This is a genomic window from Pseudomonas fluorescens (genome assembly GCF_000730425.1).
Taxonomy (GTDB): Bacteria; Pseudomonadota; Gammaproteobacteria; order Pseudomonadales; family Pseudomonadaceae; genus Aquipseudomonas; species Aquipseudomonas fluorescens_X.
The window spans coordinates 4,722,734-4,745,770 of record NZ_CP008896.1; the positions used below are offsets into that span (position 1 = coordinate 4,722,734).

Annotated in this window: 23 protein-coding genes and 1 pseudogene; 14 read left to right on the forward strand and 10 right to left on the reverse strand. The window is 53.7% G+C overall.

What is annotated here, in order from left to right; genetic code table 11:
• Positions 1-94 precede the first annotated feature (94 nt).
• Together HZ99_RS21020 and mmsB are read left to right on the forward strand one after the other, a co-directional pair.
• Positions 95-1,621, forward strand: a complete 1,527-nt coding sequence (locus HZ99_RS21020; RefSeq protein ID WP_038445783.1) for a CoA-acylating methylmalonate-semialdehyde dehydrogenase — start codon at positions 95-97, stop codon at positions 1,619-1,621.
• Between the two features lie 14 nt (positions 1,622-1,635).
• Positions 1,636-2,523, forward strand: coding sequence for a 3-hydroxyisobutyrate dehydrogenase (mmsB, locus tag HZ99_RS21025; RefSeq protein WP_038445785.1), 888 nt, complete (start codon positions 1,636-1,638; stop codon positions 2,521-2,523).
• Positions 2,524-2,571: 48 nt separating this feature from the next.
• Here the strand turns inward: mmsB and HZ99_RS21030 are convergent.
• The 7 genes and pseudogenes from HZ99_RS21030 to HZ99_RS21055 form a co-directional block, all read right to left on the reverse strand.
• Positions 2,572-2,733: pseudogene (locus HZ99_RS21030) on the reverse strand (cupin domain-containing protein); the annotation flags it as partial.
• Between the two features lie 83 nt (positions 2,734-2,816).
• A complete protein-coding gene (locus HZ99_RS21035) occupies positions 2,817-3,224 on the reverse strand; it encodes a hypothetical protein (protein ID WP_038445787.1) in 408 nt (135 codons plus the stop codon).
• Complete coding sequence (locus HZ99_RS21040; RefSeq protein WP_051903201.1) at positions 3,217-5,058, reverse strand: tyrosine-type recombinase/integrase; 1,842 nt, start codon at positions 5,056-5,058, stop codon at positions 3,217-3,219. Before HZ99_RS21040 ends, HZ99_RS21035 begins: the two co-directional genes overlap by 8 nt.
• A 364-nt stretch (positions 5,059-5,422) precedes the next feature.
• On the reverse strand, positions 5,423-6,400 hold the full coding sequence (locus tag HZ99_RS21045; RefSeq protein WP_033902000.1) for an IS5 family transposase: 978 nt from the start codon (positions 6,398-6,400) through the stop codon (positions 5,423-5,425).
• Positions 6,401-6,634: 234 nt separating this feature from the next.
• Positions 6,635-7,198 (reverse strand): transglycosylase SLT domain-containing protein, encoded by a 564-nt coding sequence (locus HZ99_RS28045; RefSeq protein ID WP_080727735.1) that lies wholly within the window; start codon positions 7,196-7,198, stop codon positions 6,635-6,637.
• Positions 7,191-7,463, reverse strand: a complete 273-nt coding sequence (locus tag HZ99_RS28050) for a hypothetical protein (protein ID WP_080727736.1) — start codon at positions 7,461-7,463, stop codon at positions 7,191-7,193. Before HZ99_RS28050 ends, HZ99_RS28045 begins: the two co-directional genes overlap by 8 nt.
• Before the next feature lie 36 nt (positions 7,464-7,499).
• On the reverse strand, positions 7,500-8,480 hold the full coding sequence (locus HZ99_RS21055) for a ParM/StbA family protein (protein ID WP_038445791.1): 981 nt from the start codon (positions 8,478-8,480) through the stop codon (positions 7,500-7,502).
• 323 nt (positions 8,481-8,803) lie between these two features.
• Between HZ99_RS21055 and mobI the strand changes: the two genes are divergently transcribed.
• Complete coding sequence (mobI, locus tag HZ99_RS21060; protein WP_051903203.1) at positions 8,804-9,223, forward strand: conjugative transfer protein MobI(A/C); 420 nt, start codon at positions 8,804-8,806, stop codon at positions 9,221-9,223.
• Positions 9,224-9,875: 652 nt separating this feature from the next.
• Here mobI and HZ99_RS28900 read toward each other — a convergent pair.
• Positions 9,876-10,220, reverse strand: coding sequence for a hypothetical protein (locus HZ99_RS28900; protein ID WP_154220709.1), 345 nt, complete (start codon positions 10,218-10,220; stop codon positions 9,876-9,878).
• A 466-nt stretch (positions 10,221-10,686) separates the two neighbouring features.
• On the opposite strand from HZ99_RS28900, the gene HZ99_RS21070 reads away from it, so the two are divergent.
• From HZ99_RS21070 to HZ99_RS21085, 4 genes are all read left to right on the forward strand, one after another.
• The gene (locus tag HZ99_RS21070) at positions 10,687-11,172 is read left to right on the forward strand and encodes a hypothetical protein (RefSeq protein ID WP_038445794.1); all 486 of its coding nucleotides are present in this window, start codon (positions 10,687-10,689) and stop codon (positions 11,170-11,172) included.
• Between the two features lie 237 nt (positions 11,173-11,409).
• Entirely contained in the window at positions 11,410-11,709 is a 300-nt protein-coding gene (locus tag HZ99_RS29030; protein WP_169898852.1) for a hypothetical protein, read from the forward strand.
• Positions 11,710-12,418: 709 nt separating this feature from the next.
• A complete protein-coding gene (locus HZ99_RS21080; RefSeq protein WP_038445796.1) occupies positions 12,419-13,615 on the forward strand; it encodes a hypothetical protein in 1,197 nt (398 codons plus the stop codon).
• Between the two features lie 515 nt (positions 13,616-14,130).
• Entirely contained in the window at positions 14,131-16,071 is a 1,941-nt protein-coding gene (locus HZ99_RS21085) for an AAA family ATPase (RefSeq protein WP_038445798.1), read from the forward strand.
• On the opposite strand, the gene HZ99_RS21090 is transcribed toward HZ99_RS21085, so the two are convergent.
• Entirely contained in the window at positions 16,050-16,940 is an 891-nt protein-coding gene (locus HZ99_RS21090; protein WP_038445799.1) for a hypothetical protein, read from the reverse strand. The genes HZ99_RS21085 and HZ99_RS21090 overlap by 22 nt on opposite strands.
• A gap of 589 nt (positions 16,941-17,529) precedes the next feature.
• Here HZ99_RS21090 and HZ99_RS21095 point away from each other — a divergent pair.
• From HZ99_RS21095 to HZ99_RS21120, 7 genes are all read left to right on the forward strand, one after another.
• A complete protein-coding gene (locus tag HZ99_RS21095; protein WP_076965109.1) occupies positions 17,530-18,060 on the forward strand; it encodes a hypothetical protein in 531 nt (176 codons plus the stop codon).
• A gap of 36 nt (positions 18,061-18,096) precedes the next feature.
• Complete coding sequence (locus HZ99_RS29035; RefSeq protein WP_162843699.1) at positions 18,097-18,270, forward strand: hypothetical protein; 174 nt, start codon at positions 18,097-18,099, stop codon at positions 18,268-18,270.
• A 216-nt stretch (positions 18,271-18,486) separates the two neighbouring features.
• On the forward strand, positions 18,487-18,915 hold the full coding sequence (locus tag HZ99_RS21100) for a LexA family protein (protein ID WP_038445802.1): 429 nt from the start codon (positions 18,487-18,489) through the stop codon (positions 18,913-18,915).
• Positions 18,905-20,203 (forward strand): translesion error-prone DNA polymerase V subunit UmuC, encoded by a 1,299-nt coding sequence (gene umuC / locus HZ99_RS21105; protein WP_038445804.1) that lies wholly within the window; start codon positions 18,905-18,907, stop codon positions 20,201-20,203. Before HZ99_RS21100 ends, umuC begins: the two co-directional genes overlap by 11 nt.
• Positions 20,204-20,231: 28 nt before the next feature.
• Entirely contained in the window at positions 20,232-20,873 is a 642-nt protein-coding gene (locus HZ99_RS21110; RefSeq protein WP_038445805.1) for an SOS response-associated peptidase, read from the forward strand.
• A gap of 150 nt (positions 20,874-21,023) precedes the next feature.
• Positions 21,024-21,356: a type II toxin-antitoxin system HigB family toxin gene (locus HZ99_RS21115; protein WP_038445807.1), complete on the forward strand. Its 333-nt coding sequence runs from the start codon at positions 21,024-21,026 to the stop codon at positions 21,354-21,356.
• Positions 21,353-21,868, forward strand: a complete 516-nt coding sequence (locus tag HZ99_RS21120) for a helix-turn-helix domain-containing protein (protein ID WP_235205539.1) — start codon at positions 21,353-21,355, stop codon at positions 21,866-21,868. The genes HZ99_RS21115 and HZ99_RS21120 overlap by 4 nt, the downstream gene beginning before the upstream one ends.
• Here HZ99_RS21120 and HZ99_RS21125 read toward each other — a convergent pair.
• Positions 21,865-23,015, reverse strand: a protein-coding gene (locus HZ99_RS21125) for an IS3 family transposase (protein WP_088500423.1) whose coding sequence is annotated in 2 segments (ribosomal slippage) — positions 21,865-22,781 and positions 22,781-23,015 — 1,152 coding nt in all. Because the reading frame shifts where the segments join, the coding sequence is not laid out codon by codon here. The two genes, HZ99_RS21120 and HZ99_RS21125, sit on opposite strands and share 4 nt — an antisense overlap.
• Positions 23,016-23,037 lie beyond the last annotated feature (22 nt).

Consider the following 23,037-nt stretch of genomic DNA (forward strand, 5'->3'; position numbering starts at 1 on the left):
TGCACATCTATACTCCAAAAATCGCCCGAACGCCTCATCCTCAAGGCGCTTCACGCCTTGGCTCTCTGCATAACTACAAGACCTGGAGACCACAATGAACGCATCGCTTACGTCTGCCGATACCACCGTGAAACAGGCCAAACTGTTGATCAACGGCCAATGGGTCGAGTCCAAGACTACCGAGTGGCAAGACATCGTCAACCCGGCGACCCAACAAGTCCTGGCCCGTGTGCCCTTTGCCACGGCCGATGAAGTCAACGCAGCCATCGATGCCGCCCATCGCGCCTTCCAGACCTGGAAGCTGGCGCCGATCGGCGCGCGCATGCGCATCATGCTCAAGCTGCAAGCACTGATCCGCGAACACTCCAAACGTATTGCCGCCGTCCTCAGCGCCGAGCAGGGCAAGACCATTGCCGATGCCGAAGGCGATATTTTCCGTGGCCTGGAAGTGGTCGAGCACGCCTGCTCCATCGGCACCCTGCAAATGGGTGAGTTTGCCGAGAACGTCGCCGGTGGCGTCGACACCTACACCCTGCGCCAACCCATCGGCGTGTGCGCCGGCATCACCCCATTCAACTTCCCGGCGATGATCCCGCTGTGGATGTTCCCCATGGCCATCGCCTGCGGTAATACCTTCGTACTCAAGCCTTCGGAGCAGGATCCGCTGTCGACCCTGATGCTGGTGGAACTGGCGCTGGAAGCCGGGGTGCCGGCCGGTGTGTTGAACGTGGTCCACGGTGGCAAGGATGTGGTGGACGCCCTGTGCACCCACAAGGATATCAAGGCCGTGTCCTTCGTCGGCTCGACCGCTGTCGGCACTCACGTCTACGACCTGGCGGGCAAGCACGGCAAGCGCGTGCAGTCGATGATGGGCGCGAAGAACCATGCCGTGGTACTGCCGGACGCCAACCGCGAACAAACCCTCAATGCCCTGGTCGGCGCCGGTTTCGGTGCCGCTGGCCAGCGCTGCATGGCCACCTCGGTGGTGGTGCTGGTGGGCGCGGCCAAGCAGTGGCTGCCGGACCTCAAGGCCCTGGCGCAGAAGCTTAAGGTCAACGCTGGCAGCGAAGCCGGCACCGATGTGGGCCCGGTGATTTCCAAGCGCGCCAAGGCACGTATCCTCGACCTGATCGAAAGCGGCGTGAAAGAAGGCGCCAAGCTGGAACTGGACGGCCGCGACATCCAGGTGCCGGGCTTCGAGCAAGGCAACTTTGTCGGCCCGACCCTGTTCTCGGGCGTGACCACTGACATGCAGATCTACACCCAGGAAATCTTCGGCCCGGTGCTGGTGGTGCTGGAAGTCGATACCCTCGACCAAGCCATTGCCCTGGTCAACGCCAACCCGTTCGGCAACGGCACCGGCCTGTTCACCCAGAGCGGTGCGGCGGCACGCAAGTTCCAGAGCGAAATCGACGTGGGTCAGGTGGGCATCAACATCCCGATCCCGGTGCCGGTGCCGATCTTCAGCTTCACCGGTTCCCGTGGTTCAAAGCTCGGCGACCTCGGCCCGTACGGCAAGCAAGTGGTGCAGTTCTACACCCAGACCAAAACCGTCACCAGCCGCTGGTTCGACGACGACAGCGTCAATGATGGCGTCAACACCACCATCAACCTGCGTTGATCAAGGAGACGACCATGAAGATTGCATTTATCGGCCTGGGCAACATGGGCGCACCCATGGCCCGCAACCTGATCAAGGCTGGCCATGCACTGAACCTGTTCGACCTGAACCAGACCGTACTCAACGAACTCGCCGCGCTGGGCGGCACCATCAGCGCCTCGCCGCGGGATGCAGCCCAGGGCGCGGAGCTGGTATTGACCATGCTGCCCGCTGCCGCCCATGTGCGTAGCGTCTGGCTGAATGAAGACGGTGTGCTCGCCGGTATCGGCAAAGGCGTGCCCGCAGTGGATTGCAGCACCATCGACCCGCAGACCGCGCGTGACGTGGCGGCTGCGGCGGCCAAGCACGGCGTGGCGATGGCCGATGCGCCTGTTTCCGGAGGCACCGGTGGGGCGCAGGCGGGGACCTTGACCTTTATGGTCGGCGCCACCGCGCAACTGTTCGCCACCCTGCAACCGGTGCTGGCGCACATGGGCCGCAACATCGTGCATTGCGGTGAAGTGGGCACCGGGCAGATCGCCAAGATCTGCAATAACCTGCTGCTGGGCATCAGCATGGTCGGCGTCAGCGAGGCCATGGCCCTGGGCGATGCACTGGGCATCGATACTCAGGTGCTGGCGGGGATCATCAACAGCTCGACCGGGCGTTGCTGGAGTTCCGATACCTACAACCCGTGGCCTGGGGTGATCGAAACCGCGCCGTCATCGCGCGGCTATACCGGTGGGTTTGGGGCTGACCTGATGCTCAAGGACCTGGGCCTGGCGACCGAGGCCGCACGCCAGGCGCACCAGCCGGTGATTCTCGGCGCCGTGGCGCAGCAGTTGTACCAATCGATGAGCCAGCGCGGGGAGGGGGGCAAGGACTTCTCGGCGATCATCAACAGCTATCGCAAGCCTCAATAGAGGATTTTCCGGGAGCCCGCGTCGGGCGGGTTCCCGGTTTTTTCGCAATCAGGCGAATACAAAGTACTTACGCACCGTCTCGACCACTTCCCACGTGCCCTTCATGCCGGGCTCCACCACAAAGATATCCCCAGCCCGCAGATGGATCGGCGCCAGGCCGTCCGGGGTGATCACGCAGTAGCCTTCCTGAAAGTGGCAATACTCCCACTTATTTGGTAGACCTTGTAACAGTGTTACTGGCATCCAGGCCCCGTATTTTCGGGCTCTCCGGGCAGTAACACTAATCGGGGGTTTCAGCGTTTTCTGATGTCTACAACGTTGTTGCTTTCGAGCCTTGAATGCAGCTCCGCATTCTGAAGCATCAAGGCGGCGTTTACGGAGGCGATCTCAGCTAACTGAGCTCGTAGCTCCTTAATCTCCGCTCGAAGCTCTGAAGCCTTCTGACGCTGCTCGCTAAGGGCCTGCCTGGTCACATCTCTCTGTTGTCTAACGTCGTTGTTCGCCAGCAACCGAATCTGCTCTGCGAGATCCGGGTAATTGTTATGAATAGTTGCGTTGCTTACCCCTGCCTCTTCAGCGACAGCTTTGATGGATATCTTCCGATCTTTCGCTATAACTTTTGGTCGGCCATTCGTGATTGCAGTAATCGCCAGGCGAATCGACCTTCTAGTCTGTTCGCCCTTGGAAAGTATTTTATCCATGTGTCATCTCCACTGGCGCCCCAAGGTCTTTGAGCACCTTCTCGCACCTTGCTACATCCCTACGGACACGCTCTAGACCTGATTCACCTATATCAGTCAGGTCAAGCAGCTCAATTTGCTGTTCATAGATGCCTTGCCAGACCGGCAACTTAGTGTCGTCGATCAGAGAGTTAACACAGTCTCCGCAACGGGTTGCTTCTAGGCCAGAGCCTCCCACACAGTTTCCAAGGTCGTTAGTGCACCAAGCAACGGAGGTTGCTCGGATGTGAACAAAATCAGCAACTGTCTTCACCATCTCCGAACGATCCTGATAGGTCTTGATTTGGGCAGCCCGGAATTTCATTACGCCATCTGCGAGGCCACCACTAAGTGGAGTAGTCTCATCAAGCATATGATCGATGATGCTTTCTTTTGCCTCGCTGTAAGCCTGCATGAGCTCGTCCAGCAGGTCAGAGTCCTTTTGCTCATTTGCGGCGTAGAGAGCGGTCATGTCCAGACTCCAGTGCTTGAAGTGTTTCTTCAAGTATCGAAGATCACCATGGGCACTCCGAACAACATATACAGCGAAAGTTCTTCGGAACTGGTGCGAGGTCAGGTTCCAGTCAAGCCCCAGGTCGGTGCAATAGCCGGTTAATAAGTTACCTAAGTTGGCGAGAGTGCTTATCTCGCCCGTGATGGTATGTTTCCCTAGGAAGATCACATCCTTGTGGCGCGATAATTGTGCGGCAATGTGGCAGTCAGCGTTCTCAGAGAATAGCTCATCTATTTTCTGTTTTAGCTCCTCGCGTAGTGGGGCCGTTATCTTGGCTGCAACTGAAATAGCTTGGTGGGTAGCCTCGGTAACAACCCACTCCGTGTCACCTTCTCCGGTTTTCTCTGAGCGCCCGCGCATCCAGTAGATGGTTTTTCCATCAGAGTCTTCCGTCGTAAAACGACAATCCTCTTTGAGAGAATGCAACTCATGGATTCTCACTCCGCTGGTAGTCAAAATTATAACTGCGCAAGCTATATACGTTTTCCTGAGTTCACCAAGAACTTCTCTTAACCCACCGTCGAAGCCCTGACTCTGCAGAAAAGGAGATGTATATAAAGTTTGGTTTCCGCGTGAGGTCAGCGTCGAAATGATCTGGCGGGATTCATCTCTCAGCTCGATAAGATACTCCGCTCGCTCCATGTGACTTACTGACTGTTGAAAAAGCACAGCTAGGATGTCATCCGGGATCACAGGCGTTTTACCCTTGAGATACCATTCAGTTCCATTTTTTCCAGATAGTGTTGATGCAGAGGAATCCGGCCAAGGATGTCGCATGGGATCAACAGTATCTTGACTCAATAAGTGAAGCTGTTCCACGCCAGTAAATCTCAGGCGCAGAGCGTCGATAGTGAGCAAGGCCTCTTTACGGCCTTTGACAAGCTTGGTGTCCAGCGTGTAGTTGGAGAACAGTAGAGGGTTGATCGCGTTAAGGCTGTCGGTGTGTTTGCTTATGTAGTTTAAAAAGCTTAACGCGTTCGTGAAAAATAGCTTAATGGTGCTCCCTCTAGGTGGTTGTCCAAAGAGGCCAAATAATGAATATTTCAAAACGCACAATTTCAGAATATGAACAAATTTGGATGGCACGGTTTTGAAGTTTAGACGTTTGAACGACTTTGTTACGCTGGTGGTAAATTGTGAATCAGGAATAATCCAAACATCATCAAAAAAGCTACTAAGTACCAACAGCTTACCACTCGGAGTGGTCGTGTAAGAAAAGATGACCTTGGAGAAGTCATTGGTTATCAGTGCCTCGCTTACTTCTAAATTGTTCCGCACGATAACTGCGTCAGCGCTATTCATTGTACTTCCTCAATTTCGATGAGGTCAGTGTTTTTGATTGGCGATCTCCATAGGAGGTGTGGCTTGCTTGCTGCCAATTCTTTCGCCCCTTGAATTTTCGCTGCGTCAAATTTAGGCGCAATATCTCTATTAATGATTCTAAGAATGTAGGAATACTCGCGATTCCATCGCTTAGCACCCAACTCAGATCTCAGAGATACCACGTGGTTGTAGAAGCTAGGGAAGGTCTGAAGTAAGCAGCCGTTTTTAACGGCCTCGCTGTCTGAGGTTCAAAAAACACCGACTTAATCGAAAATCAGACCTTTCCTCCTGTCAGTTCACTGTTTTTTGCGGAATAGCACCTTTTCAGGGCTCATTGTCCACATCACAGGCGCACCTCGCCTGCATTCAACAGTCGTTTTCGCATCATCCACAGGTTCGATAAGGCAAACAGTGTGGTCTGCTGCGCGGTGTTTTTCACCAAGCCTCGGAAGCGGACTTTCGTATAACCAAACTGGCGCTTGATCACCCTGAATGGATGCTCAACCTTGGCCCGGACTTGAGCTTTCGCGTATTCGATTTTGCGGCGCATGCGACCGATCAGGCTCTTTTTTGCATGCTTCTTATAGCTGCTGGGGCGCGCTGCGATCGACCAGATCATCTGGCGATGTTGATGCTCCGCACGCTTCTCCACGCCGGTGTAACCGGCATCGCCAGAGACGTAAGTTTCCTCGCCATGCAGCAACTGATCGACCTGAGTCACGTCCGCCACATTCGCCGCCGTGCCCACCACGCTATGTACCAGACCGGATTCAACATCGACACCGATGTGCGATTTCATCCCGAAATAGTACTGATTTCCTTTCTTTGTCTGGTGCATTTCGGGGTCGCGTTTACCGTCCTTGTTCTTGGTCGAACTGGGCGCATGAATGATCGTCGCATCGACCACAGTTCCCTGACGCAGCAGCAAACCTCGGTCGCCCAAATAGCCGTTGATGACCTGCAAAATCCCACCGGCCAGCTCATGTTTTTCCAACAGCCGGCGGAAGTTGAGGATCGTGGTTTCATCCGGAATCCGATCCAAATGCAGCCCGGCAAACTGGCGCAGAATCGTGGTTTCGTAGAGGGACTCTTCCATCGCCGGATCGCTGTAGCCGAACCAGTTTTGCATCAGATGAACCCGCAGCATGGCCATCAACGGATACGCCGGACGACCGCCTTCACCCTTCGGATAATGCGGCTCGATCAACGCAATCAGGCCTTTCCAGGGCACGACCTGATCCATCTCAATCAGGAAACGCTCACGGCGGGTCTGCTTACGTTTGCCTGCGTACTCGGCATCAGCGAAAGACATTTGCTTCATCGGGGCTCAACCGTTCAGTTCGTGGGACAGCCGTATCTCACCAGATTTGGAAGTCTTTTTCAGAGTTTCCTTAACTGACGCTGGTTTGCGCTCAAAGAAGAAAGCCAAACCATATCGCTTTGAGTCAATCGTTGCTCGGCGAGAATTACATTGAAATCTCGCAAGCCAGACGTTAGCCAGCGCAGACCCATTTGTATCATCGATGCATTGATCTTAACCCGCATGTCTTTGCCCTTACTTCAAACGCTGTAGTGAACGCCAAATGCTGAGCACATTACTCGCATACTGGCGTGCGTCAAGTTCCCGCCTAGGGTTTCGAGTATGGTACCCGCCAATAGCAAGTTGCATATCGACAGGGTATTGCGCAATCGACTCGCAAAGTATCTGGGCACCAATTCGGATGTTTACTTCAGGGTCAAGAAGAAGCTCTGGGCGCGCTACTCGATTACCATTCCAACGGTAATTTATTTGCATAATCCCTATATCGGTCAGAATGTCTTCGGCAATATACTTGCCGAGTACAACCTTGGCATCCATATAGGTATTAGGGTACAGGGCACCACTAGGCGCGTTCCGAAGCGCAAATGGGTGTGGTGCAACCATCCCTTTTCCGGCGGAAGTTTTAGATTCATTCAGGGCCAGTGAATATAGAAGCAGTGGGTCCGGCTTGCATGCGGAGGCCTTTGAGGCTCGCTCCCACATTGTCCCTTTTAATGAAAACCCATTAGCGCTTGCTGAATTAAATATAGCAATGCATGCATAGACAGCAATAAAGGAGCTGGCGCGGATATTAAACATTAGCCCCCCTTATCCAGTTAGCAACTGGGCGAGACGTTGGCTCATTACTAATTGGTTCTTTTCTGCCCTCAGAGACATTATTATTCTGCTGAGTATCAGCCTGCTTGCTTTTAGTATCTTCGGTCGCGCTAATCATACTTAGATACAGTGCTGCCATTGCAACAAGCCTTTTGCCCCGATAATCGGGGTCAATAGTTTCAAGATGCGCGTGCAATTCTTGTGTCGCTGGCGTGACTCGACATTGTAGTCTCATCGTTTTATCCACATTCCCTCCTCAGCGCTTCCCTGCGCAGCCGTTTAATTAAGAGCGTGCTATATGCCAGAAACCTTCGGCATTGCTTTTTACACTATTAACGGGCTTAACTACCAACGCATCGGGGAATTCTTTTCTAGCATATGGCTCATACAATGAGGCTCCCCCACCGCCGAGAATCACACAGTCGATAGCGCGCCCCTTCAGGAATCGAAGTCCTTGTTTGATCTCAGTGAAGACGGATGGGATAACACGTTCGGCAGCACGCTCGAGATATTCAGATAGTTCAACTTTGCGGCCATAAATCAAAATGTAAGACTTACCCGACTGAAGCGCATGTTCGATCTTTTCTACACCAGGAATACCGCCATGATCCTTCGCAATTTCTTCGTTGCATGCTTCAAGTACAACAGACATAGCTTTGAGGCTGCTGCTGCTGGAGTTTACTACTAGCTCGCGATGGTCAAATACCACCCAATCAACACTGAAAAACCCCGGATCAATAATGATTGAAACTGACTCCTCAATAACTTCCGAAGCATCTGAGTTGCAGTAAATCTCCGTCAGAGTCCCGATAGGCTGAGCAACAACCTCTACTTGCTTAACCGTAACCTCTCGCTTGGGCGTAATCCGATGCGTCCCGGTCATACGCTTCATCAGGGCTTCTACATAGGGCTTATCGCGAGCCTGCGAGACAGGAAGGCCAGTTACTAAGCAGTCAATCACGTCTTTATCACCGGCCGCATGAAGCAGAGCCCCCTTAAATAGGGCCTCATAGGCGTGCGAGGAAGTGTAGTCCTCGTGCAGCTCTCGTCCATCCTGAACTCGGCCGGGCGCGGCAAATGCCACCCAGGGCGCGCCATCAACTTCAACGATTACTTCACCGGGGCGTAACCCAGAATCCCCAGGCAGAACGCTCAAGGGAGCGGCCTGCGAGGGACGAATAATCGACTCCGGTTGCCCATCGCCACTGCCAAAAACGCAAATGACGTTGCTGTAACCAATATCCAGACCTAAGGCGTTACCCATTCGTATGCCGCTCCCAGCAAAAAAATGACAAAAGAAGTGCGTCAGATGACGACGCGCATGACCCCGCAGCACATGAAACCCCATATCCAAAGAATCCCAAGCGCTATATCTGCATCACCCGGTCACCAGATGACGACACACCGTAATAATCAGCCTTCCTGAAAGCTTTGGGCTTCGTTTTCAGGACGTTTTAGCGTCTGAAAACGATCCGCGCCTTCTCTGTCGACCCGCAAAATGCTCCCATCCACAAAGGAGCAACACATGAACTCACCCTCTGAAGCACCCAAGCACCCAAGCACCCAGCAGTAGCTGAAATTGATCGGATGTATGCAGTTCTCGTTGAGCGTGCGGAGGATTTGCGGGAAGCCTTTTTCAAGACAGCATTGGATCTTCATGCGGGCAAGCCTGGGCATATCCCCATTGGCATCAATGTCAAGCAGTCGAGCCCCAATGCTTACTCGTTTAACTGGGTGAAAATTGAGCTAATCAAGGGCGACGGGAAGAACGGCAGTCAGAAGATCACTACCCTAGATAAGGGACGGGGTAGCAATTACCCGCTGAATGGCTTCAACTTTGTGAAAGGCAGCTTGAACCCTATCGTGCGTGGTTATGAGCTACAGCTTCGGGAGATACGGGTAGCCGGTTCAATGCTCCAGAAGATCCGCAGATCGCTGATCGCAGCAGCGACGAGGGTAGCGTCAGTTGAGCAAAGGGTGGCCATTCTCGCGGAGGACCGGCGCTAAGTAGTGCTGTATTACGGTAGTCAGGCTGCGACATCTCTTCACGACACCCCTTCACAACGCCGATTTCCCATGACGACACCTCTTCACGTATACGGGCTACCGAACCAGGACGTGGCAAAACCCACAAGCCGCGTGCCATGCGGCTTTCAGCCACGACACCTCTTCACGACACCTCTTCACAACGCCAATTTCCCATGACGACACTCCATGACGACACCCCTTCACGCTCGATATGCCTGAAAGCCGCATGGAGCGGGCTTAAAGCCAAAAACGCGGATTGACCGCGTGAAAGGCTGCTCTCTATGGGAAGTTACACCTCAGACTTCCATAAATAAAAGATGGGGAGTGGGGCTCAAAACTTTAAACCTGTGTCGCGAAGCGGGGGAAGGCGGTGTATCGGAAGTGAGAAAACGCCTGCGGACGGGAGAGGGCAGCTAGCGGATTCGGAGCGCACTAAATCCTTGGGATTGATTGCGATGGTGGGAGCATTGGCACAACGCAAATTTGCGGGCTGGAGTAAGCAGCCAGGATTGAGAGGGAGTAAATCTCATGCACGGGAGCGAACAACTGGAACTACTGCTTGGATCAATCGGCGCATTGAGTGCCGGGTTAGCAACCGCCTGGCTGACCTGCTACGGATCGAGGTATGTACTCAGCGATGCGAAAACCGACTGCGCGAAACTGCGGGCGGCGATGAAAGCCTTGGCTGGCAAATATGCGAGCGTAAGGGGAGGGCCAAGCGAATGATCTTCGCGAACCTGCCATACCTCGGAGCATGGACATCAGCGATCCACGGGATGATTTTTCCTGGCATGTGCATTACCGGCATCGCTTGCTGCGTAAGCTTGTCGATCAAGTCAGCATTGGTTGTCACCAGCGTGATATCGAACATAAAGAGCCGGCGAAACACGGCAATGAACAGGCGGTGACATTTGGAGTTTAGAAAAAGAGATGACGGTAGGTTATTCCCGCCGGTGCTACCAAACGGCGATTTCATAGGCGTTGCCCATGGGAGCCAACTCCGGCAGGTTCTTTTTTCAGTGCGAGAAGACGGCCTGTACGGGGAGGGTGTATTTCTCCTATGGCACGAGATAGCCGGCGTATCCATCACTGACGCCAAAGGATTCCAGATTCGGAGCGGAAAATATGCCAGCGGCGGAATTGGATTTAACGCAGGGGCATCTGCGCTGCTCGATCTGACTGGGGAAATCGTTACCCGGATAGACGGATACACTGTCGACTACTGCCTGATGAATCGCATCAGCTACGAGTCAAAACGAAAGGTGTTACCCAGTCATTAGTAGTGAGGCGACAGCCCAGCAAGACGACTGGGCCATCAACCGTGTTAGAAGTGAAGCGACTTACTTCCATAAAATAAACTTTGGTGGATCTTGTAGAGGTCAACCTGTGTCGCGTAGCGGATAGCCCTGACGGCCGAAAATAGATGAAATGACGAGGCAGGCATGAGCAAGCTAAAGGGGATACGTCTGTACGGATCAAGTGGCGATCAAGCTGTATACCAATTCTGTATTCCCGGCGAACCGAGTTGGATACGGCAGATGTTTGTTGAGCTAGAAAGGCGCGTCCCTGGAAGTCATGACCTGCTGATTGTGCTGCTTAATGTACAGAAGTGTCGAGAAATGAGGGGGCTTGGCTCTGAGGCAGTATTCCGTCTGCTTAAAGATGCGGAGGAAGAACTTAACGCTGGAGATCGCAATTTTCTGTTGAGAACGTTTTACATTGGTTTTCTCACAGAACTAAAAATCCTGTTTGATCGTTTGAACACGATGCGAGTTGATGAGCGGGACAAGGTTCTTGATGGCATGCGTCCATACTACAGATCTACAGGGAGCTATATGGAAACCTCATTCGATGAGCTTGAGCGAATCTTACTTATGGGAAATCAAAATATTGAAAGTTATTGGTCTGCCGTGAAACGCGATCTATGAAATGTGTCGCGAAGCGGATGAATGCAGGCCGTTACGGTGACCTACAAAAATACGGAATAGATGTTTTATGTATGGAGTTAATGAGTTGATCGGGGCCAGCGTTAGTTTTTCTTTCGATGGCTACAACCTACCTGGTGACATGGGGTCGTCTGAGGAAATATTAGAGGTCCTGCATGCGGACATTCCTGGAGTCAGGATCTCCTAAATGCAATCTTGCTGACTCAAGAGTGTGCAGAGTTGCGTGAGCGAAGTTCTATGGTGATGGCGGTATTGCTTAGTGAATACGAGCCAACACTCGGGCACGCTGATGCGTTGCGAGCAAGAACTTTTTTTGCCGCGGCTATCACAGAGCTGAAGATGGTTCTTGATGAAATTAAAGATTATCCGCAAGCAGAGCAGGAAAAAGTATTGTCGCGTTTGGGTGATTATTTAGGTGAAGGCGTCAAAAAGTTGGACACCTCGTTTGAAGGTATGGAACATGTATATTTGCTGAGCAACCCGAATACGGGGAGATATTGGTTGTCGGTGAATCGATAAAAAAACATGCGTCTTTGTATTGGAGATAGTTGAATGCATTCAAGTGCGAGCTGTAAAAATCGAATGCTGTGCTGGAATCCAGGAACTGACCAGGTAGTTTTAGTACCATGGCCAGATTTAAACGGACTGAGCGATAGTTACAGGATGAGCGCTCTGGCTTGTTATCCTCATGTACAGCAAATGAGTGATGAGCAAAGGAAGGCACTGGTCTTTATCGAAGGGATGACGCTAATTATTCGTGAAGGTTGCTCACCCGCAGCGGTGCACCAAGCACTCTGGGGGCTAAGTGAGTACCGTAGTGGCTGTCCAGAAGACATGCCCAGTGCAGAAGCTTCGGTGATTCCTTTCAAAAACTAGATCTGAGAAATACGAATACTGTCTTCTTGCCCAGTGCTTTCTCCATCATATTTACCCCCTGAAAATGGGGGTAAGTCTGTGGATAAAGCCCTGCCGCAGCTGACGGGGAACGCTCCCCCGGCGATGCTCAAATTTCAATCAGCAGGGCGAAATCCGGCATCACACTTGACGTTCGCAATCGAGACAGAGATATTCCCCTCGGCACACTGGTAGGTGCCTGCCGTCCACATTGGCAAAGCGAAAGCTCTACCGACAAACCATACGCATCGCGGATCACCCTAGTTGCGCTACTCTACGATTTGGTATCAGCCAATAATGTATTGGATTCGAATCGTCTGGAGCTTTGCAAAACATGGATGCTCAAGCCAGTGAGAAACTTCTCGACCTGATCAACAGCCCGGGCGAGACTCTAGTACCCTATCGCGAAGGTTGTACCTTCTTCCCTCCACTTGAATTCGTCTTCGATGTGCTCGGCATGCCTGAGTTGCCCAAGCAATGCTATGAGCAAAATCATCAGCCTGGCTGGTTGACCTGGAAGACCTTCAGCAAATGGATGAGCAAGCCGCCTGCTGCCATGCAGTTGCGGCCAAGCCAGATCCTAAAACTCACTAAAACACTCGCGACCAACCCTAGTTCCCATGGGCTGCTACATGACTCGTTGCGGAAGGATGCCCTCTGGAAGCCTTACGCCCAATGGATTGTCCTTGTTCACCGCACTTTCCAGAGTGAAGTTTGCAGCGCTTACTGGGCGGGCTTGCTAGAAACGGAATGGCAATTGATGTGCAAAATTCTCCCAGCGATGCCTACTAACCGGGCCAGATTGGAAGCTCTGGCCAATAGCTCGCTGATGCACACGTTGGGTGCTCCAGGCTCCCCCGAGCGTATGCTGCAACTGCTGGCTTGTGAGTCCGATGCTGACAAGGTGGTGGCGGGCTCTGACTTCATCAATTATCGGCTAGCGGACCTGGCTAGTTTCCTGCTTCGCTTCGCCGCCTGGCACATAGTGGACAGCAGTTTGGCCCAATGGGTGCTTACGATTCGGGCGGGGAAACAGAACGAAATGTTGTTCGCGGATCTGCTTCCTGTGAGGCAGAAAGCGGGAGGCTGGACGAATGCAGTTGAGTTCTGCCTGAAATATTTCGCTGTGCTGTGCCGTTGCCCAGCCGACGATACCCTTTCATCTTCCTTGGGTCGGATCTGGGCCGAGCACGACTACGATCAAAATGAATTCCCGGAGATTGCTTCCCGGCAACACACGCTGCGTGATTGGCTCTCTGGCGAGAAAGGGCGACCCAAGCGCAACAGCGTGCTGTCGTTCGCCACGGCGGTCGCACACAAGGCGACTGTTTTACGCGGTCTAACTGCAAGCGAGGCCCAGGCTGAGGTCACAGGCTTGGTTTACTGCTTTCATTTCGCTGAGACCAGTCGGTATATGCTGGGTGAAATGCAAAAGAGACGTTTCTCAGAGTCGCTAATCGAGGCGGTTTTTTTTTCCTATGTAGAGGAGTACCGCAAGGCTCGAAATTTACTAGGCCAGCCCCTGGTCTGATCGGGAAGAGTCGAGTTGATGTCGACCCTTCCCGTTGCACATCAGTCTGCTATTTGGTCTTCCCAGTCCACCGGGCGCTCATCTTCGCCACGGGAACTCCAGTAGGCGTCGCTAGTAGGATTCAGTTGGTTGGAGCGGTTGTCATCGTCATGCTTTGCCATGGGTATTTCCTCTTGAGTGAAAGGCGATGCTTTGGTAAGCGAGGCCATCATGAGTCAGGTGATGGAAATACCAGAGGAATTGGCTGGGAAGAAAGTAACGACCTCAGCCGCTCTCAAATGCTGCTTAATGGCACAGACTCGGCCCGCCGACTGCGAAAAGTTTTAGTCGGTATCTCGACTACCTGCGACCGCCTAACCAAATCCTCATGGCCGCTAGGTGCTGCCAGCTCAACTGGTACCGGCGGTGAGATGCTGTGACGTTTGGCCGACCTGGCATACACTGGGTAGCTAAGCCCTGCCACTGGCGCTACTGGTGGTGGCGTTCGTAGACGTGCATCCCATTGAGAACAATGCGTGAGCGATTCGGTTCTTTACATCCCGCTGCTGGCTTCCCAGGCCAATTCCTTGGTTGATCCGAGTACTTCTGCTCGCGTCCTGTTGGGGCAGTGGGACGTCCCCCAAGTGGCTTCGGTGGCAGTCCTCCAGAATTTGCCGGCTCTGGACGGTAAACCGAAAAGCGAAATGCTCGTAGAGAAAGCCCTGGCCGAGTTGATTTCGATTGGAACAGAGCTGAGCCACACGCATCCACCAGGTACTTTTTCTAATCTGATCGCAGGCAAATTTAAGCCAGAGTTGTTTGAGCGCGGGCTGGCGCTCATGCCTCGACTGCGTGTTCGCTTCCTTGATGAGGAGACGTTGGACGCAAAACAATTCCTCAACGGTGGGATCTGGGACTTCAATTTCCGTGCTGCGCACGCCCAGAAGCTCAACCCGCTCAAGCATTCGTTCGAGACGTCATCGGGAAAAACAATTTCTCTGTCGAATCAGCAGAGCCGTACATTCCGCATTATTCATGCCGAACCCGATGAGAGCATTCATATCCAGGGCCTCGCTGGTACCGGTAAGACCCATATGATCGAACGCTTAGTGGACTCGCTTTCCTCAAGCCGACCACTCGTGCTGGCTTTCACCGCGGTCCAGCTCCAGGCATTGATGCAACGAATCGGAGCCGCGAACGTGAGAGGAATGACGTTCGGAGATCTCGCCAACTATGTGCTCGAGCGAGGTGTCGGCTATTACCGACCAGGTAAGCGGGCATCTGCTCGGCACCAGGTTACCCCGGAAGACATTGCGTCACGGTTGGGTTTCGGATGGATCAGTAGGCTCAGCCCAGCTCAAGTAGCCACGGCCTGCGCAAGAATGGTGGCCGCATTTTGCAACAGCATTGATTTTGCGTTAGCCGAGCAGCACATCCCAAAGGGGCTTGCTCTTGATGCCGTAGATCGATTGGTGCTGGTGGGGTATGCGCAAAAATTGTGGGAGCAGACCATAGAGCCGACCGATCCGCGCCTTCAGCTCCCGCTTCGTGGGTATCACCGAATTAAGCACATGACCCTGCTTCATGAGGCAGTGATAGGCCTAGAATTCACCCACATTATTGTCGACGAAGCGCACGACCTTAGCTGGCCACTCTCGGTATTTCTCGACCGCTGTACTCAGCCCGTGATTACATTGGGTGATGCATGCCAGCGCCTTGATGGGAGCTACCACCAGCGTGCTAGCACCCTCCGCAAGCACGAGATCACACACTCCATTCGCGCCGGCCGGCAAATCGAGGGAGTCATAAACCCCCTCATCGACAAACACCCGATCCTGAAATTGGCCTCGATCGAGGGCAACAACGGTATCGAGACGAAGATTGTTTACTACGACAAGCCAGAGGTTCCCACTGGGGCTGTGACAATTCTCGTAGATTCCGAGTGGGGATTATTCGAGTGGTTTCAGCGCCTGGCCATCGCTGGCGCGCGTTTCAGTTTGCTACCGGGTGCAGTCAACACCTTCCGCCGGTTCATTCTCGACTGCATAGGCCTGTTCCATGATCAAGAACGGCCAAAGCATAGCGCGCTCTTCAAATACACCCACTGGGATGATCTCCGGGCGGACATGGGCAGCAAAAATAGTAGCTTTCAGCGCATCGACCGGATGCTCAGCAAAGGCTATAGCTCATATGAGTTCGAGGCATCGTTACTCAACCTCGATGTGTCAGGTACAGCCCTGCTTCAGCTTGGCCGGGTCATGGACGCACGCAATTCCGAAATCGACGCAGTGATGCTCGCTCCAGACTTGCTCAGTCAAGTAGGGCCTGGCGACCGAATTGCAGCGAGCAGGGCTTTTGCAGCCCTTTACACGGGTGGATCGAGAGCTCGTCACAAGCTCATCGTTCCTGGTTATCTCCGGGACTGGGCGTCTGATATGTCCACGGCAGCGAAAGCTCAGATAACCTCATCTTCATGATGGTGGGCTCCATCAAAACAGTGCTGTCTCGAAGGCAGCGGCCAACAGCAATTGAATGGCGTTGCCGCAACGTCCTCCTTGGCTAGAGAGAAAAGATCACCCTGATAATCTGCATAGCATAGTGCGGCATGGAGCGCAGGCAGCGTGTCGGCGAAGCGTGTCACGCTGGTCCCGTCGAAGGAATTTGCACTGGCGGCAGCGCACATTCCGATCCGTCGAGCGCTGTTTACCCGGCCAACGTGGTAGTAGCAGTTGCGGCGACGAGAAAGGACACCCCATGCAGCCATGGTTTGCAGCTTCCAAGGGGTGCTCCCTCCGAGAAATATCCCTACGGATGGGCTCAGGAACTCACGCACATCGTCTGGCTCCATTCCATCCTGCACAGCAATGAGCAACCTTCGAGGAAATCCCTTCAGCCGATCCAGCCAGCGCAGGCTGAAATCCAGAGACTCTATCCCACCTGCCACGATGTCAGGTAGGACAACCCAGTCAGCGTCTTCGCCAAGAAGATCCACGGCACGGCCGAAAGCACGCTCATCGAACTGCGTGCCCTGCTGGTAAGCGCTCCACGCTCCGTTGTCCAAAGCGTAATGCTCGAACCCCTCAGTGCGCAGAACCCCGGCCGCAGAAACGAGTAAGCGCCAACCCGCCCCGCGCATTGCTGCGAGGTTGCGGCGTGTGCCGGTTCGGCTTGCATACGAGACCATCGGCGGGGGGATGTAGCCAAGCCGCTCCTCAATATCCAACTCCATGTCGGCTGACCCGTCCATACAGTAGTAATCGGCATATGCTGCTAGCGCTTGGGCGTTGCCTTGACGATGGCCATCGCGGTAAGCCTGAAGCCAAGCGGGGAGGCGGTTGAGTTCCATGCTGGTGGTTCCTGGTAGGAGGTGGCCACCGTCTCATCTCCTACCGAAATCCCAACGCTTCAAGGTGTGATGTCTGATTAGGCAGCACACAAACACGCCGAACGTAAAATCCCCGGCGAAGCTGCGATTACCAGAACCCGGGAAAGCGAGCGTTAGCTCGACACCAGGTCACTCCGGACGATATCGCCTCACGGCTAGGTTTCGGACCAGTCAGTTGGCTCAGCCCGGGGCGGTTAGCGAACACCTGTGCAAATATGGTGGCCTACCTTTGTGCCAGCAACGATCCAGTGGTCACAGAAGAGCGTGTCCCGAAGGGATTTGTGCTCAAAGCGGTAGATAGTGCCGTGCTGGTTGTGTACGCCCAGCGATTGTGGGATCAAACCATCAAACCGCCTAGGCCGAGCCTTCAGATCCCTCTTCGCAGGTACGTTCTCGGCAGCGAAAGCACAGCCGTTGTGTTCCCCGTAACGCACCGCCGGCAATAGAGTTCGAGTGGATGTTTTCCGACTGGTTTCCGTCCTGAAATCGGCCTTGCGTTCGAAGGGTGAATGAAATAATCGCTCAAACCCCGCGATTAAATGGCCCTCAAATGAACGAAATCTCAAAAGCTTTGCTAGCGATGTCAATAGCGCCACTGCCTTTGGTAGCATCGCTCACCCCCTGGACCGGGGAACCGATTGGTTACGGAACTTGGTTCTTTGCTGGCGCGATCACCCTTGGCGCGGGGGGAGGGGCATGGTTACTGGAACGGTCGTGGCAAAAAATGATAGCGAATCGCATCGTCATCGACATCAAGCCCAACCAGGTGATCGTTGACGGGGTGATACTCAACTGCGAATTTTCCTCACTCATTCGACTTTTCAAGAGTCGCGTGGCGTTGGCCGAGATGCTCGGGATCATCGTGAATGAAGCGATGTTCAAGCGAGGACAAAGCGTCGGCATTCGTAAATCTGCACATATCAAGATCTGGCCTGGGAGCCTGCAGGTATCTGACTTCGAATTGGAGTCGCTGTCCGAAGCAATTGCGGCAGAGTTCATCTCGCCGGTGTTCGAAGTCATAGACCGGCATATCGAGTTTCCGAGTCGCGATCTGCCATGTACCGCGCCAGCTACTCGCTGAAGAAAATCTCCCAAAACTTGATATCGGACTCGAACCATGGCCATCGACGAAAAAATTCAAGCAGTTCTCAACAACCCTGCTACCAGTGACTGGCTGAAAAGCTGTTTGGAGAAAGCGCTGCTCCGCGATTGCGTGGATGCGGCCAATGACGCCGAAATACTGCATGATCTGCTGGCAGCCCGTTGTGATGAAGCTTTGCGGGCGCTCTGACTGTAACTGCCTCTTGGACCGAATTTATCCTGAGCCAAAGTCAAAGAAAGCATCCCCCCGTCTGGAAAGTGGTTGAAGGCGGGCTGGTCTTCAAAGCCCACTGCGCGTCCTGGTGGGGTACCTCTAACGATTGTGCATCCGGTCGGCGAAGATTGACGGCGCGTTGAGTACGCAGTTAACTGTGTATCCATACAGTTATTTCTTCAGGCCAGGTTTATGAGCGTGACCCTTCTTGGTCCCATTGCGAGCGGTGGTAAATCGCTACCGCTGTATTCGTGTCAGGTATCTGCTGGCTTTCCGTCGCCGGCAGCGGACCATCTTGAAAAGCTGATATCTCTGGACGAGCTGTTTGATATCAGGGCACCGCATGTGTACCTAGCCAAGATCCTGGGCGACAGCATGCAAGGCGCGGGCATTTTCAGCGGTGATCTGGTGATCGTTGATCGAAGTAAAACGGCGCGACATGGCGATATCGTCATTGCGGCGCTCAACACCGAGTGCGTGTGCAAACGTCTGCACAAGCGAGATGGCCAAGTGGTGTTGATGGCCGAAAACCCCAAATTTCCGCCTAGATATGTGATGGAGGGCGACGAACTGGTGATATGGGGTGTGGTTAACTACAGCGTTCGCGATCATGAGCGTTAATACTGCCGTCGATCCAGCCTTGCCGATTTTTGCGCTGGCTGACTGCAACAGCTTCTACGCCAGTTGTGAGCGTGTTTTTCGGCCGGATCTGGCCAGCACGCCGATTGTCGTGCTGAGCAATAATGATGGCTGTGTTATTGCCCGTAGCTACGATGCCAAGCCCTTCGTCAAAATGGGCGCACCCTATTTCCAGATCAAGGACACCTTGCGCCGGCACGGAATCGTGGCTTTCAGCAGCAATTACGCGTTGTACGGTCAGTTGTCCGAAAGAGTCATGACCATAATAGAATCAATGGTTTGCGACTCAGAAATTTATAGTATCGATGAAATATTTTGTACGTTGACCGGCATGCCCGGCGACCTCACCGAATTCGGCCGAAAGATCCGTGCCAAAGTCCTAAAACACACCGGTATCCCGGTGGGTGTGGGCATTGCCCATACTAAAACACTGGCCAAACTGGCCAATCACACCGCAAAACGGCTGCAATCGCAGACTGGCGGGGTGGTGGACCTGTGCGATCCTTTCAAACGCGACTGGGTATTGCGTAACACCGCCGTTGAAGAGGTGTGGGGCATTGGTCGACGCATGTCGGCACACATGCAGGCCTTGGGCATTCGCACAGCAATGGACTTGGCCACGGCGGACCCGGTCCTGCTCGGCCGTAAATTCAGCGTCGTCCTTGAGAAAACCATACGCGAGCTTGCCGGCACTTCTTGTCTGGCGCTGGAAGACGCAGCTCCGTCCAAACAGGAGATCTGTTGCAGCAGAATGTTTGGTGTGCGATTGGAGACGATCGAGCCGATTAAGGAAGCGGTGGCCACCTACGTGCAACGGGCTTCGGAGAAGCTGCGAGCTCAGCATTCTCTGTGCAAAAAGATCCGCGTGAGTATTCGAACCGGCATGTTCAACCCGGACGAAGCGCGTTACGCCAACGGCGTTCTTGTGGAGCTTCCCTATCCCACCAATGACGTGCGCCTGATCACCAAGGCAGCGACACAGGCAGTAGAACGCCTGTTCCGCCCCGGGTTTCGATACAGCAAGGCCGAAGTTTTGCTCATGGATCTGCGTCAACCTGGTGAATTCACAGATGATCTCTTTGCGCATACGCAACCAGCCGCGGCGGATAAGGTGATGAATGTCCTCGATGAGATCAATAACCGGTGGGGGCGGGGTACGCTGCGCGCCGCAGCAGTGCCGGCAGCGCCGGCCTGGGCGATGCGGCGTGAGTTGATGAGCCAGAGCTACACCACGAGGCTTGACCAGTTATGGACGGTGAACGCCAATTGAGGCGTAAATAATCTGAGGGAGTTTTTACATGTGCAGTCATTATGAAGCGCCGACGCCGCGGCTGCTCGCCCACACATTCGGCATCGATCCCTATGAGCAGGGCAAGTTGGACCTATGGCCAGGCTACATCGGGCCTTTCGTCCGCCGCGCGGAACAGGTTGATCACGATGGAGCGGTGCAGATGCCGGTAGAGGCGCTGTCCGGTTCATTTGGATTGATACCGTCCTGGAGCAAGGACACCAAAATTGCGCGGCGTACTTACAACGCCAGGTCTGAAACCGTCGCGGAAAAACCGTCTTTTCGCAGTGCCTGGCGTCTGGCCCAGCACTGCATTATTCCCGCAGCAGCCATCTATGAGCCTGACTGGCGATCAGGAAAGGCAATAGCCACGCGGATTGCGCGGACAGATGGCGAGTTGATGGGCATCGCGGGTCTATGGGAGCAATGGCGCGATCCCGGCACCGGGGAGATCTTGCACAGCTACACCATGTTGACCATCAACGCGGACGATCACCCATTCATGCGCAACTACCACAAACCCCAGGATGAAAAACGTATGGTCGTCATACTGCCCCGGGGGCTATACAGCGACTGGTTGAAAGCTCCAGCCTGCGAGAGCATGGAATTCATGCGGCAGTACCCAGCAGATCGGATGGCCGTGGCTGTGTGATTTTCTGTGATTTATCAGTGTCGACCAGAAGCCTGAGCATCGGCACCACCCATGTACAAAAAAAGTGGCACTTCGCTGAAGGCGGATCGAAATATCAGTTGTCAAAATACACAACTGGAGTATTCTTGATCCTAAATGTTAGGAAAGCCCATGGACGTATTGCTCAAGCAGCGGTTTCAAGATGCCGCGAATCGCTACCCGAACGATCGGAGCGGGCTTCAACGATGTTACAGATTGCTGACGGAGGCAGAGCCAAAGAGCTACACGGATCTGGAAAAAATATTCGGTCACACTATCGATCTCTTCAAATACCGCGCTGATGACTGTTGGGTAGTAATTGATATTGGTGGGAACAATTTGAGGCTGATTGCAGGCGTTAACTACGCCAGGCAAAAGCTTTATGTGAAGCACATTTACACCCATGCTGACTACGACACGGCTACAGAGTGGTATGCCAGCAACAAACGAGGAATCAAACCATGATCACTGTTCTAGAGAATTCGCAGACCGTGCGCGCCGCGCTCGAAGATCTCCAAATGCTTCTCGAGCAGCTGAGCGGCCAGTTCGTCAATGGCATTAATGACGCCGCGGACTACGCACGCGCCTCGGTCTTGCTTGATGAGCTGACCGACGGGCATGACCTCAACAAGTATGAGGAAAAGATTCTGGTCGAGCTCGAGGACGCTATTCTCGCTTACGAGCAAGACGGTGAGCAGTTCAAGGCCTTCAACGAATCTTTCACAGCCAAAACCACGCCGGTGCAGCTGCTTAAAGATTTGATGGAAACACTGCAGCTCACAGGTTCAGATCTACCGGAAATTGGCGATAAGGCAGCTGTATCAAAGGTGCTCAACGGCAGATTACCGATCAGCCATAGAATGGCGTTCGCTCTAGCTGAGAGATTTAGCATGGACCCGAAAGCATTCGCCCCAACACCTGGTAAGGCTACTGTAGATGCCGCCTTAGCGATGTCTGAATCGCCCCGGGTTTCCTAGACACTCTCCAGGCTCGCTGCGTAACGCTTTTCAAACTCTACCGGTGACAGCTGATTGTTGAAACTGTGGCGTCGTTTTGGGTTGTAAAACATCTCGATGTAATCGAACACATCATCCCGAGCATCCTGGCGTGTAGTGTAGATTTTACGCTTGATCCGCTCCCGCTTTAGCAGCTGGAAAAAGCTCTCCGCTACAGCGTTGTCGTGGCAGTTACCTCGACGACTCATGCTGGCTACCAGGTTGTTAGCTTTCAAGAAGCTTCGCCAGTCTGAGCTGCTGTACTGACTGCCTTGATCCGAGTGGATCATCACCTCTTGCTTCGGCTTACGTCTCCAAACCGCCATCAGCAGTGCATCAATGGCTACGTCGCTGGTCATCTGCGACTTCATTGACCAACCAATGATCTGGCGTGAAAACAGATCGAGCACCACGGCCAAATACAGCCAGCCTTCATATGTTCGGATGTAGGTAATGTCTGTGACCCAGACTTTGTTGGGTTCTCTGACATCGAATTGGCGCTTCAGTAAGTTCGGTGAGGCAACGGCTGGTTTACCGCCATATTTTCCCGGCCTCCGTCGATACCCAGTCTGAGAACGTAAACCTTCAAGGCGCATCAACCTAGCTACCCGGTGACGGCCACAGCTCTCACCAACCTCTCGCAGGTCATCATGGATCTTGCGATAGCCATAAACACCACCGCTTTCCAACCAGGAGTGTTTGATCAGTCCAAGCAGTCGCTGATCGTCCTTGGCTCGCGCAGATTTTGGTTCTGATAGCCACGCGTAGTAGCCGCTGGGATGAACCTTGAGCGTCAGGCAAAGCCGTCGAATCGCGTAATGACCCGCTTGCTGCTTAATAAAGGCGTACTTCAGCCGCACTCCTTGGCAAAGTACGCGGCGGCCTTTTTTAAGATGTCTCGCTCCTCCGTCACCCGTTTCAGCTCGGCCCGTAGACGACGAACCTCAGCGCTCTGATCATCCTCCTCAACGCGCTGTTCCTGGGGCTTGGTGTAGCGCTTAACCCAGGCATAGAGGCTGTGCACGGACACACCCAATCGTGCAGCCACCTCCGAGACAGGAAGCTTCTTTTCGGTCACTTGTTTGACCGCCTGGATTTTGAATTCTTCGGGATATCGCTGGTTGCTCATGGCACCTCCTAATGGGCCTCAT